Raw genomic sequence first — 12858 nt, forward strand, 5'->3', positions numbered from 1 at the left:
CTTCTTCCTTGAGGATCTTCTCGGGTCCAACCCTACCAATTCCCCGTCAGGGGACGGAAACTTGCCATAGACTACTATGTCGTAGTCTATGTGTTTCTTCCCCCATTGTCCAACCCTACCAATTCCCCGTCAGGGGACGGAAACATTCCAACGTTTAGAGCGAGGAACAAGGCATGAAATCTACATTGTCCAACCCTACCAATTCCCCGTCAGGGGACGGAAACCAAATTTAGGGTCATTAAGTAACACTCCGACAAAAGGCGGTCCAACCCTACCAATTCCCCGTCAGGGGACGGAAACTATTCCCCCGCCCACCACCTCTCTAACCAGCCCCTGTCTGGTCCAACCCTACCAATTCCCCGTCAGGGGACGGAAACAAGTTTAGAATCATGAGTAGCCATAGGGGGCACTCGACTCCCAGGTCCAACCCTACCAATTCCCCGTCAGGGGACGGAAACTTAACCGTTCCACAACTTATTGCGATTTTTTATGATGAGGTCCAACCCTACCAATTCCCCGTCAGGGGACGGAAACAATCCGGTGAGCATCATATCTTCGTAGATATGCTCCCATGCTCTGTCCAACCCTACCAATTCCCCGTCAGGGGACGGAAACACTTTTAGACGGAAGTTTTCCTCCTCGTCCGTCTGGAACTGGACGGTCCAACCCTACCAATTCCCCGTCAGGGGACGGAAACCGTTTCCGCTATTTTTGAGCCAACCAGACCATTGAGCCAACCGGACGATCGCATTTCCCAGACGAGGAAAGCGAAACTGCAGAAATTAGTTAATTTGGAGAGCGATCGCCAGGTATAATTTTCTGTGAGGGAATTAACTCAATCCATGGCACCAAGTTCATTGACACCAGAAACACACCTACCAACTTTCCCCGTTTTGGGATTACCAGTACATCTGGCTGATAATTATAGCCAGTGGCTGTCATCGCGGCTGAGTCAGGGTTTGGGAACTAATGTCATCACCCTCAATGCTGAAATGGCGATCGCCGCCGAATCTAATCAACCCCTAGCCGAATTAATCCGAAACGCCGACCTAGTAATTCCTGACGGTGCGGGGGTCGTGCTTTATTTAAAATTCAAAGGACACCCTATCCAGCGTTGTCCGGGAATTGAATTAGCCGAAACCCTCCTCCATGAGTTTAACCAGCTAATACCCTCTGGATTGGTGTTTTTTTATGGTGGAAAACCTGGCATTGCTCAAAAAGCCGCAGAGCATTTTCAGCACCGGATTAAAGGTTTGGCGATCGCCTCTTATCACGGCTATCTGTCCGACTCCGAAGAACAGGAAATGCTTGCCAGTCTCCAGGAATTACAACCTCAATTAATTCTAGTGGGTTTAGGGGTTCCCCGTCAAGAGTTTTGGATTGCTAAAAATCGCCATTTATGTCCTGATGCTGTGTGGATTGGAGTTGGTGGCAGTTTTGATATTTGGGGGGGAGAAAAACAACGCGCCCCCGCTTGGTTTTGTGAACATCATTTAGAATGGCTTTATCGTTTGTATCAGGAACCTTGGCGGTGGCGGAGAATGTTGGCTTTACCCTATTTTGCTTGGAAGGCTTGGATTAGGTCTTGATTAGCGGATGCCACACTCCTCTAATTTTGCCATAATTGCCAGAACTCTCGTCAATCCAAACCCTCCTAATTTCCCCATTAATCTACTGGCGATCGCAATATCCCCCACCCTCCCCGACGGGAGATGACCGGGGGGTGCTTTGTCTATTTCAAACACTAAGTTATTGTACCATAACCAGTCATTCGGTCGCCGCCATCCCACCTTTTCCCCAAACAGCTTATAAGTCTCTATATCCGCACTCGTAGAACCCCCGATTTCTTGCCAAATTCGATACTGGACACTAAATCCGAATCGACCATTACTATATTGACACCAAAGCTGATCAATGGTGCGGAATATATCACAGGGTAACTTCCCCAAACTCTCTATATCCAAATAACCTTGACTTTCCCTATGGGCTACTGCTAAAATTAAGGTGGTGGTTTCTCGGTCGGCATCCTTCCATCTGCCACTTTTCAGCAGCTTTTCTAGGAAACTATAGTCCGTAGATGGTGATAACAATGCTTTCAGGTCGTCTCGGACTTCCGACGCACTTGAAGCCCGTTTATTGCTGCTGGTCATCACCATTTTATCTAGTATATCTGCGAGGGGAGAATTTAGGCGATCGCCTAAATATTTGCGCCAATTCCATTCCCCATCATGAACATTGTATAATTGCCAGGGGGGTACTTGGGTTAATAAATAAATACAGGTCACACCCAAGCTGTAGATATCACTGCTAAAGTTAGCCTGTCCCAACGTTTGTTCCGGTGCCGCATATCCCGAGGAACCTATGCTAGTCCCCGGACTGGTTAAAGCCTTCGCTGTCGCAAATTTTGCCGCCCCAAAATCCACTAAAATCAGTTGCTGGTCCGGGTGTCTTCTGATGATATTATCCGGTTTAATATCCCGGTGAATTACCTGCTTATTATGGATAAAATCCAACAGCGGTAATAAACTCCCCAGCAGATTAATCACCTGTTGCTGGCTGAATTTTCCCTGGGTTTCCAACTCCTTTAGCAGCGTTTTACCCGGGATATATTCCTGCACTAAATATTGGCGATTATCCTGGGTAAAATAGGCATAAAGTGCCGGGATTTGGGGATGATGTCCTAACTCATCTAAACGCACCGCTTCCAGTTCAAACAGTTGTTTAGCTTTCTCAATTCCCTGAGTCCCCACCCCTTGGGGAAAAAACTGTTTAATCACACAAAGAGGCTTGGAGGGTTTGTCCTCATCAACCGCTTTAAAAGTGCGACCAAAGCCACCTTGACCGATAATGGCGATCGCCCTATAGCGTTCTTTTAATAACAGTTTAGCACCACATCGCTGACAAAACCTGCTATCAGGTGGGTTATTAGCCAAACAGTCAGGATTGAGACATTGACTCATTCACCCTCCCTCCTAGACAACCCCCTAACCTTATCTTACCTAATCCCAGTGCGATCGCGCCATCAACCCAAAACCGCCGCCGCCGAATCCCGGGAAATCCGAATTTTAGTGTTAGTATATTCCGGGGTCCATCCCTCCGTATTACTAAAATAGCGCACCGCCTTAATTCTCTTAGTATCCGTCAAGTGAAACCAGTGTTCCGTCCCTGCTGGAACATTAATATATTCTTCCGCTTCAATGACTAACTCCATTTGACCACCATCAACACCCACAAAACCAAAGACACCTTCCCCCTCAATAATATAGCGCACTTCATCATCAGCGTGGGTGTGGCACTGCTCAAACTTAGCCAGTAAGCCGTCTAAGTTAGGGATATCAGGATGTAAAACGATTAAATCCCTGGACTGATAACCAGCCGTTTCCTGAAGTTCCTTAAAATACCCATCCAGAGATTGTAGCACCTGTTGTTTTTGGTTGTCATCCAAACTCGCCTCACCCAATAGGCGGCGAATTTCTGGATCTTCTCCCACAGGCCATCTATTTAGGTTAACATTCAAAGCGGAAAGTTCTCGCCTAATATCTTCTAGGTCAGTATAGGTAGCCCCATTTTCCAGGTGTAAAATTGCCATGGTTGTCCTTGATAATCAGCGCCCCTGATTATAGCATATTGACATAATAGCCCAACCCAGAAATCATCACTTATGTCCGAAGATACATCAAGCAACCATCAGGAGTTATTAGAAATTTGGCGATCGCAAATTCGCCAAGCCGATATTAATAACGTTTTCTGTCACTGTCGAGACTGTGAAGCCGAATGGGTAAGTTCAGCCTGGGACGAAAACTGCGCCAGTTGTGGAAGCACAAATATCGAGAGAATATCCTGTTGGCAATTTCCCGATGATTAACAATTCCCCGTCGCCGAGAAATCCCCTTTCTTTGTGGGTTGTTAAAAAGGCAAGAGCCAGACATAAGCCGGGTTCTGTTGTCTCAACTGCCAATAGCAATCAAGATAGCAGTTATCTATCTGGGATGTCTGTTACCAGACACCTCTAGCGGTACACCATAAACGGGATCGGTAAAAGACCAACCGTCATCCCTGCGACCTTGCTCCCAACCGGGGTTTACCGAGCCGATACCTCACGATATCGCTGGTGCGCTCTTACCGCACCTTTGCACCCTTACCAGTGAGCCAAATTAGCCCCTTTGGCGGTATGTTTCTGTGGCACTATCCTCACGATCGCTCGCACTGGGCGTTACCCAGCAAGTCTGGTCTTTGGGGAGCCCGGACTTTCCTCAGATCCAAATTAATGAATCCGCAACCGCCTGCGCCAACTCTCGCCCTAGGGTAATTATAACAAATATCGGCATTCCCCGGTTAAATTTCCCCCAGTCTTTCCCCGTGTGGGTAATAATAATAATGGGAATGGCTAGACCAAATGGGGATTAACCGTGAGTGGGAAGTGGTTGCAAGTTTTCAAAAACAAACGCGCAGATCTCAAAGAGATTATCGCCTGTGCGATCGCCAATGCGATCGTTATCCTGGCAATTTTGCTCCTGAAACAGGCGGGAGGACTCCAAACCCTCGAATTGATAGCCTTTGATATTATGGTGCGGTTGCGCAACGATTTAGAGCCAGATCCGCGATTATTGATAGTTGGTATCACCGAGGAAGATATAGTCGCCTTCAATCGCTGGCCTTTATCTGATGAAGTTATCGCCCAACTTTTAGATCGCCTCTCCCAGCTACAACCTCAAGCGATCGGTTTAGATATCTATCGCGACATTCCCTATGAACCCGGACATCAATCATTAATCCAACAGCTTGACAACCCCAAAATTATCACCATCAAAGCCCTAGGAGATGCAGAAGTTCAGGGAACCCTCGCCCCTCCCACCGCCCCCCCCAGTCGGGTCGGATTCAATGATTTATTGCTAGACCCTGATGGAGTAGTGCGCCGCAATTTAATGTTAGCCACCATTGAAGACGAACCCTTCTACTCATTTTCCATGCGACTCGCCCTCAGATACTGGCAAAAACAGGGAATAGAACCCACCAATAGCCCCCTTCACCCTGATGGTATTCGTTGGGGGGCGGCGGAATTTTTACCCCTTGACCGCACCAGTGGCGGATATCAGACCATTGATGACCAAGGATATCAAATTCTCCTCGATTACCGTTCCCGTAAATCTGTGGCTAGGGTGGTGAGTGTGAGCGAGGTTCTCTATGGTAACATCCCCTCCTCCTGGGTAGAGGATAAAATCGTGTTAATCGGAACGATCGCACCCAGCGGAAAAGATCTATTTCTGACTCCCTATAGTCCCAGCCGCAGAATTTCCCCGAAAATGCCAGGAGTGTTAATTCACGCCCAAATGGTTAGTCAACTTTTAGATGTGGTGGCGGGAGAACGTTCTCTGTTTGTGTTTTGGCCACCTTGGGCAGAATTTGTCTGGGCTATAGCTTGGGGGGTGGTAGGTATCATGGTGGTCGTCGTGGTGCGTCATCCCCTGGTGTGGATATTTTGCCCCCCACTAATGTTAGGGGTTTTGTGGATGGGGGGATTTTACCTATTTTTAAACAGTGTCTGGGTTCCCATGGTTACCCCTAGCCTTACTCTCCTGTTTACTTCTGTGATTGTGATTATTTACCTGGGATTTCGCGCCCAGCGACAGCAACAGGTGGTGATGGGATTACTCGGACAAAATGCCTCCCCGGAAATCGCCAAGGCTTTATGGAATAGTCGCGATCGCCTGATGACTAATGGCAAGTTACCCGGGGAGAAACTGGTGGCTACTATGCTATTTACTGATATCCGCAATTTTAGCACAATTTCCGAGCAAATACCCCCAGAACAATTAATCGAATGGCTGAATGAGTATCTGGCTACCTTAACTCAATGTGTCCATAGTCATCGAGGTATTATCAACAAGTTTATGGGAGATGGGATTATGGCTGCTTTTGGGGTTCCTATCGCCCGCACTACGGAGGCAGAAATTGCTCAAGATGCCTATGCGGCGGTGGCTTGTGCTTTGGAAATGGGCGATCGTCTCATCGAGTTAAATAAACTTTGGCAATCCCAAAATCTACCCGTTATTGAAATGAGAGTTGGGATTTTTACTGGACCCTTAGTTGCTGGCAGTTTAGGCAGTCGCGATCGACTAGAATATGGCTTGTTGGGAGATTCCGTTAATATTGCCTCTCGCCTGGAAAGTTGTGAGAAAGATAGACAGTCTGAACCCTGTCGCATCCTCATTGCTTATCAAACTTTAGTCTATCTTCCTGATGTTTTTGAGGTGGAATCTTGGGGATTGATTCCTCTCAAAGGCAAACAGCAACTGATTGATGTTTACCGGATTTTAGGCTGGCAATCTCCACCTCAACCATAGGAACCCAGACAATATTCATTTCTAGGCTTTTTTGTCTTCTTTAACAACCCCTCCACTTGAGACAATAATAAATCCAAATCAATGGGTTTGTAAATGATACCATCCACATCAATCTGTGCCTGTTCTCTTTCTTCCAAATAGCCACAAGCCGTCATAATCAAGACCGGAATAAACGGGATGGTTGGTTGACACCTCAAGATTTTTATCACCTCATAACCGCTCATTTTTGGCATCATCAAATCCAAGATAATTAAGTCCGGCGGTGATGACTCAACCATCTGCAATGCCACATGACCACTCTCGGCTGTTTGCACGTTGTAGCCAGCATCTTGCAGCAGAATTTCTACTAATAATCTGCCATCTATGGAGTCATCTACTATCAGGATATTCGCCGAATTTGGTGGGATTAAATTATCGTAAATTTTCATGGTAATCATCATAACTGACTGTTGACAACATCCAACCAGATTTTCCTAACTTTCCCCCAAAAATCTAGGGCGAAAACTCTCAACTTTGATAACAGAATTAATCCTGATATCTGGGTTATTAGTATCATCGAGATGGCACGGAATTTGATGGTAGCCGATTTACAGTTACCCATTCCATACTCAATAACTTATAATATACAATACCCCCATCTATCCTCTATCTAGGGAAGTATAAAAATACCTATGTCAAGATTTGATGTCAACGCACCTAAAAAGCGGCTGATTAACATAAATCAACCGATAGTGTCAACAGGGTAAAACCCATTTGATTAGAGAGGAGACAATCGCAGAAAGCCAGAGGGGGTGGGGAATAGGAATTAAGGCAATTATTCAATCCAGCCGGAACGTAAAGCCCTGACCGCCGCCTGAGTGCGATCGTCAGCACACAATTTATTTAAAATACTGCGAACATGAGTCTTAACTGTACCCACAGTGATATATAACTTTTCAGCTATTTCGGCATTACTGCGTCCGCCGACAATCAATTCTAAGACCTCCAATTCCCGTTCAGTTAGGGGACAGGTAGATAAAAATTCTTTATACTCTGGTTCAACGGCATTTATAGTAACAGTAGCCGCATCCTTATTTTCACCTGGTAGATTTTGAGCCTGTTGTAAGACAGTGCGAGCAATCACGGGGTCAATCCAGGAATTGCCTTCACTGGTGACTTGGATAGCTTCCATTAAGCGATCGATACTCACATCTTTAACACTATAAGAATCTGCCCCCGCCGAAAAAGCACCCATCACAGCATCTTTATTATCGTGCATAGTCAGAATCAAAATCTTAGTATTTTGTCCCCCTTTTACCCGCAGATATTCTTTAAACTGTTGAGTTAATTCAATGCCATCTATATCAGGTAAACCAATATCAACAATTGCCACATCAGGTCGAGTCAATTTCAACACTTGTAAACCCTGGCGACCGTTGGAGGCTTCCCCCACAACTTCCACCTGTTCACTCTGTTGTAAGGCTGTTTTTAAACCCACACGAGTTAAATCATGATCTTCAATTAAAACCACCCGAATTTTTTTCATGATTTTACCTCCAGAAAATTTTATCAATACCAGTAAATCAATCTTAGGGGAGTTGTAACTGCTTTGTCGGAAAACAGCACTAGGCAAAATCTGCCATAATGTGCTGGTAGGAGGCTGACCCTGAGTTATTGTCAGCCACGAAACAATGATTGTATCATTAATAGGAGATGGGTCATCATCTCAGAGACAAGGCGGGAGTATCTCAACCCGATTTGACCCATTAACTGTTAAGGTGGTCTAAACGGACTCGATAGTGTGGCAAACTTTAGCTTTTTGGATAATTTCTGACAAAATACAATAACTATGTATTCTTCTGCTGTACCCTCAACACACTCCCGCCCAAATATCTTAGCGGTTGATGATTCCCCAGAAAATCTATTTCTGATTGAAGCCATGTTAGCTGACGAGGGATACACGGTTTATTGTCAACCGGACGGGGAGTCAGCCCTAAAAACGATATTAGAGAAGCCCCCCCAACTGGTATTATTGGATGTGATGATGCCGGGAATTGATGGGTATGAAGTGACGCGCCGTATCCGCAATAATCCCAATCTGCCATTTATCCCGATTTTATTGATTACAGCCCATGATCAGTCTAGTGTAGTGGAAGGACTGGACGCGGGGGCGGACGATTTTATCCGTAAACCGGTAGAAATTGACGAACTCCTAGCCAGAGTGCGATCGCTACTCAGACTTAAACATAGTATCGATGAACAGGCGCAAATGGCACGCCAACGGGAAGATTTTGTCTCTCGTCTCACCCACGACCTACGGACCCCCCTGGTGGCGGCGGATAGAATGTTAAAACTATTCCAGCAGGGTGCATTAGGACAAGTGACCCCAACAATGTCAGAGGCGATCGCTACTATGATTAGCAGTAACCAAAATCTGCTACAGATGGTAAATACCCTACTGGAAGTATATCGCTATGAAGCCGATCGCAAAACTATTGCCTTCTCTAGCCTAGACTTGAGTGCATTAGTCAAAGAGGTAGTGGAAGAATTGACCCCCCTGGCTATGGAAAAAGGCTTAACCATAGATATAGACCAGGTGGAAGCGGGGATATCAATGGTGGGAGACCCCTTAGAATTGCGGCGGGTGGTGATGAATTTGTTGGGAAATGCGGTGAAATTTACAGATATGGGCAAAATTACCGTCCTTCTAAAGGTAGCAGCCACGCCGACCCATGGCACACCTGAGATAATTTTACAAGTTGAGGATACCGGAGAGGGAATGTCTGATGGCGATCGCGCCATTATTTTTGATCGGTTTCGTCAAGGAAACCATAAGCGATCGGGAAGTGGCTTAGGACTGCATTTGGTATCCCGAATTGTCGCCGCCCATCATGGCAGTATTGATGTGAAATCCCAAAAGGGTCAGGGTAGCTGTTTTACGGTCAAATTACCTAAAAAGTTGGCTTAGAAGTTGGCTTAAAAAATTAGTGCGAGTTTTCAGCATAATCTCGTATACTGGTACACTGCGAGACTAAAATTTTCAATTGAGAACCTACCCGCGATAACCATGAGAACCTACTACTGCGGACACCTAAGAAGTGTTAATATTGGAGAAACAGTCACCCTCTGCGGCTGGGTCGATCGCTATCGCGATCATGGGGGGGTGGTATTTCTGGATCTGCGCGATCGCAGTGGTCTGGTACAAATTATCAGCGATCCTGAACGCACCCCTAATTCCTACAGCCTTTCTACTTCTGTCCGTAATGAATACGTTTTACGCATCACTGGTCGGGTTTCACAGCGTCCCGAAGAGTCCATCAACCCCAAAATACCTGGGGGGGATATAGAAGTATATGCTGATGAAATCGAGATCCTCAACGGACTAGGAAAGCCTCTACCATTCCTGGTATCTAGTAATGATACCGAATCGGTCCGCGAAGAATTACGCCTCAAGTATAGATATTTGGACCTGCGACGGGAACGCATGACCCGTAACCTACAATTGCGCCATGAGGTGATTAAGGCTATGCGGCGCTTCCTGGAAGATCAAGAACATTTTATTGAGGTGGAAACCCCAATTTTGACGCGATCGACTCCCGAAGGCGCACGGGATTATTTAGTTCCCAGTCGGGTTAACCCCGGGGAGTGGTTCGCCCTTCCTCAGTCTCCCCAATTGTTTAAACAAATGCTGATGGTCTCCGGGTTCGATCGCTATTATCAGATCGCCCGCTGTTTCCGGGATGAAGATCTACGGGCTGACCGACAACCAGAATTTACTCAATTAGACATGGAGATGAGTTTCATGTCTCAGGAGGAAGTTCTCGCCTTAAATGAGAACCTGGTTTGTCATATTTTTAAGACTGTCAAAAATATTGATTTACCCCGCCCATTCCCGCGCATGACCTATAGTGAGGCGATGGAACGCTATGGGAGTGATAGACCAGATACCCGCTTTGGCTTAGAACTGGCTGATGTTTCTGACCTGCTGAAAGATTCCGGTTTTAAAGTATTTTCCGCCGCCATAAAATCGGGGGGGATTGTGAAAATCCTGCCGATTCCTGGGGGAAATGATTTGATTTCTAATGTGCAAATTAAACCCGGTGGGGATTTGTTTAAAGAAGCCACCGAAGCCGGGGCGAAAGGATTGGCTTATATTAGGGTGAAAGCCGATGGACAAATCGATACTATCGGCGCGATTAAAGATAACCTGAGTGATGACCAAAAAGCGGAAATTCTGCAGCGCACTAATGCTAAAGCGGGGGATTTATTACTGTTTGGTGCGGGGGATGTAGCCACGGTTAATAAAACCTTGGACAGACTGCGATTAGTGATTGGTAACAGGTTGGGATTGATTGACCCGAACCAAATTAATCTGCTGTGGGTGACGGATTTTCCTATGTTTGAGTGGAACCAGGATGAAAAACGCCTGGAAGCTATCCATCACCCCTTTACTTCTCCCCATCCTGATGATATTAACGATTTGAAAACGGCGAGGGCTCAGGCTTACGATTTGGTGCTAAATGGTACGGAAATTGGCGGCGGTAGTCTCAGGATTTATCAGCGGGAAATTCAAGAGAAGGTGTTTGATGCGATCGGTTTATCTACGGAGGAAGCCTACAATAAATTTGGCTTTTTATTAGAAGCCTTTGAATATGGAACACCCCCCCATGGCGGTATTGCTTACGGTTTAGACCGCTTAGTGATGCTATTAGCTGGGGAAGATTCGATCCGAGATGTGATTGCATTTCCTAAGACACAACAAGCCCGTTGTTTGCTTACCAATGCACCGTCTGGGGTTGATCAAAAACAGTTAAAAGAACTACAGGTGGCTTCTACCTATAAGCCGAAAAAATCCGAGTGATTTGGTGGTGGAGACCATCAGGATTTGCTGTTCTTAGCACAGCGATCGCATAAACCAAAAAATTCCAGGGTATGATAGTAAATCTTAAAATGGTGGGATTCTTGTAAGGTGGTTTCTAAATGATGCACTGGACACTCATCAATCACAATTGAGTAACCACACTCAACACAGGTCAGATAGTGTTCATCCTCCTGTACCAGACCATAAACAGATTCCCCAGTCCCTAATAGCCGCACATGAACCAAACCCTCCTTTTTCAGTGCATCGAGGGAACGGTAAATTGTGGCTAGTCCCATAGCCTGGTCATTTTTACGCATTTCCATATACAGATCCTGAGCCGAAAGCGATCGCCTCAGGGTTTTAAGTTTGTTCAAAATTCGTTCTTGACTACGAGTCCGACGAGTTTTCATCACTTCCCATTACCATTGCTCAATTTGGCGCTTATCTATAGGCTATCATTAATGATAACAATAGCAACCGCTGTCTACAACTATTATGATTCAAAGCCCTTCAAGTATCCAGTCCCCCAATCCGGTTTTCGCCCGTCACGAGACGTTTCACCCTCGGTTTGGCTGGCTAAAAAAGGGGTTTGATCAAGCCGAAAAAGATGATCGTATTTTTTTGGCGGAAGATGCGCCAGTGCGTCTCGGTGTGGGGAAAAATATGGTGCGATCGCTTCGTTATTGGTGTCAAGCCTTTAAGATTTTAGAAGGCGATCGCTCCTTAGACCCAATCAGACTTACACCGTTGTTATCCCTCAATTTTTAGTCCAAGGCAGAGAAAAAACTTAGATTTTTGAACCTGTGAACAGGGGGATATGCACTGTGGGGAAACACTCCGAGATATGCGGTTGATTGTGATTGACCAATGGAAAAAAACTGTCTTCAGTGACGTTTAATCTTCCGTGAAAGCGATCGCACGTTGAGGGTTAAGTAGTGGGAAGACCTGGCGGGTGATCAAACCTCCAGCGTACCCCTGGTGCAAAAGGTCACATAAAATCTGGTTATAATTTGTTCAAAATCTATCAATTGAACAGGCAAAATATACGATGGAAATTATCAAACTCAAAATCCGGGCGGATGGGGAAGGAAAAGTTATTTTACAAGTGCCTCAAGATTTAGCGAATCAAGAGTTAGAGATAGCTGTTATCTATCAATCCGCTTCTCCACCTTCCGCCACTCAAACCCCAGACGAATTAGGCTGGCCTCCGGGATTTTTTGAACAAACCGCAGGCTGTTTAGCCGATGAACCGTTGGTCAGATATGACCCAGGGGAATATCAGGTGAGGGAAGAAATCGAGTGATTTATTTACTGGATACAAATGTCTGTATTCTGTACCTAAATCGTCAGGATGAGAAGCCATGGCAGGAGAAATTTTTCCCCACCAAGGGCGATCGCCTCGGGAAAACCCGGTTGATCCGCCAACAGATTGAAGCGATCGCCCTGGTGTGAACTCTACCGCTTCTGGAATAGGAGGACGATGGCAGGGTCTCTATAGCCAGTAGGTTGACTTTTTGCTCCAGCGCGGTACTATGGACGATGGACATATAGCGTTTCTCATGTCCATAAGGAATACGCCCTCACCCCAAACCCCTCTCCCAGAAAGGGAGAGGGGCTTTGAAAAGTACATAATGAGTCCACCGAACCGCTATAACAAGCTGATCCAGTCCCTGA

Annotated in this window: 13 protein-coding genes, 1 other RNA gene and 1 CRISPR repeat array (1 of these 15 running past the window's edge); of the genes, 8 read left to right on the plus strand and 6 right to left on the minus strand. The window is 46.0% G+C overall.

The features are described from left to right. Positions 1 to 697: a CRISPR direct-repeat array (repeat unit 37 nt; unit sequence GTCCAACCCTACCAATTCCCCGTCAGGGGACGGAAAC); it begins 380 nt to the left of the window's first position. Between the two features lie 145 nt (positions 698 to 842). Continuing rightward, positions 843 to 1589: a WecB/TagA/CpsF family glycosyltransferase gene (locus XZ46_RS23350; protein ID WP_008054881.1), complete on the plus strand. Its 747-nt coding sequence runs from the start codon at positions 843 to 845 to the stop codon at positions 1587 to 1589. Here XZ46_RS23350 and XZ46_RS23355 read toward each other — a convergent pair whose 3' ends face one another. Beyond that, positions 1590 to 2960, minus strand: coding sequence for a protein kinase domain-containing protein (locus XZ46_RS23355; RefSeq protein ID WP_006623452.1), 1371 nt, complete (start codon positions 2958 to 2960; stop codon positions 1590 to 1592). It abuts the gene before it with no gap. 62 nt (positions 2961 to 3022) lie between these two features. After that, complete coding sequence (locus XZ46_RS23360; RefSeq protein ID WP_006623453.1) at positions 3023 to 3589, minus strand: 1,2-dihydroxy-3-keto-5-methylthiopentene dioxygenase; 567 nt, start codon at positions 3587 to 3589, stop codon at positions 3023 to 3025. A 72-nt stretch (positions 3590 to 3661) separates the two neighbouring features. Here XZ46_RS23360 and XZ46_RS30890 point away from each other — a divergent pair, with 72 nt between their 5' ends. Continuing rightward, on the plus strand, positions 3662 to 3865 hold the full coding sequence (locus XZ46_RS30890) for a hypothetical protein (protein ID WP_006623454.1): 204 nt from the start codon (positions 3662 to 3664) through the stop codon (positions 3863 to 3865). Positions 3866 to 3913: 48 nt separating this feature from the next. Here XZ46_RS30890 and rnpB read toward each other — a convergent pair. Beyond that, positions 3914 to 4296: RNase P RNA component class A (gene rnpB, locus XZ46_RS27725), an RNA gene on the minus strand. Between the two features lie 113 nt (positions 4297 to 4409). On the opposite strand from rnpB, the gene XZ46_RS23365 reads away from it, so the two are divergent. Next, on the plus strand, positions 4410 to 6344 hold the full coding sequence (locus XZ46_RS23365) for a CHASE2 domain-containing protein (RefSeq protein ID WP_008054862.1): 1935 nt from the start codon (positions 4410 to 4412) through the stop codon (positions 6342 to 6344). On the opposite strand, the gene XZ46_RS23370 is transcribed toward XZ46_RS23365, so the two are convergent. Further along, positions 6335 to 6772, minus strand: a complete 438-nt coding sequence (locus tag XZ46_RS23370) for a response regulator (protein WP_111893218.1) — start codon at positions 6770 to 6772, stop codon at positions 6335 to 6337. The genes XZ46_RS23365 and XZ46_RS23370 overlap by 10 nt on opposite strands. Positions 6773 to 7158: 386 nt before the next feature. After that, positions 7159 to 7869, minus strand: a complete 711-nt coding sequence (locus tag XZ46_RS23375; protein WP_006670859.1) for a response regulator — start codon at positions 7867 to 7869, stop codon at positions 7159 to 7161. 303 nt (positions 7870 to 8172) lie between these two features. On the opposite strand from XZ46_RS23375, the gene XZ46_RS23380 reads away from it, so the two are divergent. Beyond that, the gene (locus XZ46_RS23380; RefSeq protein ID WP_006623458.1) at positions 8173 to 9291 is read left to right on the plus strand and encodes an ATP-binding response regulator; all 1119 of its coding nucleotides are present in this window, start codon (positions 8173 to 8175) and stop codon (positions 9289 to 9291) included. Positions 9292 to 9390: 99 nt separating this feature from the next. Continuing rightward, the gene (aspS, locus tag XZ46_RS23385) at positions 9391 to 11184 is read left to right on the plus strand and encodes an aspartate--tRNA ligase (RefSeq protein ID WP_006623459.1); all 1794 of its coding nucleotides are present in this window, start codon (positions 9391 to 9393) and stop codon (positions 11182 to 11184) included. 17 nt (positions 11185 to 11201) lie between these two features. On the opposite strand, the gene XZ46_RS23390 is transcribed toward aspS, so the two are convergent. Then, positions 11202 to 11594: a Fur family transcriptional regulator gene (locus XZ46_RS23390; RefSeq protein WP_006623460.1), complete on the minus strand. Its 393-nt coding sequence runs from the start codon at positions 11592 to 11594 to the stop codon at positions 11202 to 11204. Between the two features lie 85 nt (positions 11595 to 11679). Here XZ46_RS23390 and XZ46_RS23395 point away from each other — a divergent pair, with 85 nt between their 5' ends. The 3 genes from XZ46_RS23395 (at position 11680) to XZ46_RS34780 (ending at position 12636) form a co-directional block, all read left to right on the plus strand. Next, a complete protein-coding gene (locus tag XZ46_RS23395; protein WP_008054236.1) occupies positions 11680 to 11952 on the plus strand; it encodes a DUF4007 family protein in 273 nt (90 codons plus the stop codon). A 280-nt stretch (positions 11953 to 12232) separates the two neighbouring features. After that, positions 12233 to 12487, plus strand: a complete 255-nt coding sequence (locus XZ46_RS23400; protein WP_006618799.1) for a hypothetical protein — start codon at positions 12233 to 12235, stop codon at positions 12485 to 12487. Next, a complete protein-coding gene (locus XZ46_RS34780) occupies positions 12484 to 12636 on the plus strand; it encodes a hypothetical protein (RefSeq protein ID WP_006623462.1) in 153 nt (50 codons plus the stop codon). The genes XZ46_RS23400 and XZ46_RS34780 overlap by 4 nt, the downstream gene beginning before the upstream one ends. Positions 12637 to 12858 lie beyond the last annotated feature (222 nt).

Origin of the sequence: Limnospira indica PCC 8005 (assembly GCF_000973065.1) — a bacterium.
GTDB classification, from domain to species: domain Bacteria; phylum Cyanobacteriota; class Cyanobacteriia; order Cyanobacteriales; family Microcoleaceae; genus Limnospira; species Limnospira fusiformis.

What these genes read in the sequence shown, in the direction of transcription:
- XZ46_RS23375 (WP_006670859.1), bottom strand. Translation starts at nt 7,869, where the DNA reads ATGAAAAAAATTCGGGTGGTTTTAATTGAAGATCATGATTTAACTCGT.
- XZ46_RS23360 (WP_006623453.1), bottom strand. Translation starts at nt 3,589, where the DNA reads ATGGCAATTTTACACCTGGAAAATGGGGCTACCTATACTGACCTAGAA.
- XZ46_RS23350 (WP_008054881.1), top strand. Translation starts at nt 843, where the DNA reads ATGGCACCAAGTTCATTGACACCAGAAACACACCTACCAACTTTCCCC.
- XZ46_RS23395 (WP_008054236.1), top strand. Translation starts at nt 11,680, where the DNA reads ATGATTCAAAGCCCTTCAAGTATCCAGTCCCCCAATCCGGTTTTCGCC.
- XZ46_RS30890 (WP_006623454.1), top strand. Translation starts at nt 3,662, where the DNA reads ATGTCCGAAGATACATCAAGCAACCATCAGGAGTTATTAGAAATTTGG.
- aspS (WP_006623459.1), top strand. Translation starts at nt 9,391, where the DNA reads ATGAGAACCTACTACTGCGGACACCTAAGAAGTGTTAATATTGGAGAA.
- XZ46_RS23390 (WP_006623460.1), bottom strand. Translation starts at nt 11,594, where the DNA reads ATGAAAACTCGTCGGACTCGTAGTCAAGAACGAATTTTGAACAAACTT.
- XZ46_RS23380 (WP_006623458.1), top strand. Translation starts at nt 8,173, where the DNA reads ATGTATTCTTCTGCTGTACCCTCAACACACTCCCGCCCAAATATCTTA.
- XZ46_RS23400 (WP_006618799.1), top strand. Translation starts at nt 12,233, where the DNA reads ATGGAAATTATCAAACTCAAAATCCGGGCGGATGGGGAAGGAAAAGTT.
- XZ46_RS23355 (WP_006623452.1), bottom strand. Translation starts at nt 2,960, where the DNA reads ATGAGTCAATGTCTCAATCCTGACTGTTTGGCTAATAACCCACCTGAT.
- XZ46_RS23370 (WP_111893218.1), bottom strand. Translation starts at nt 6,772, where the DNA reads ATGAAAATTTACGATAATTTAATCCCACCAAATTCGGCGAATATCCTG.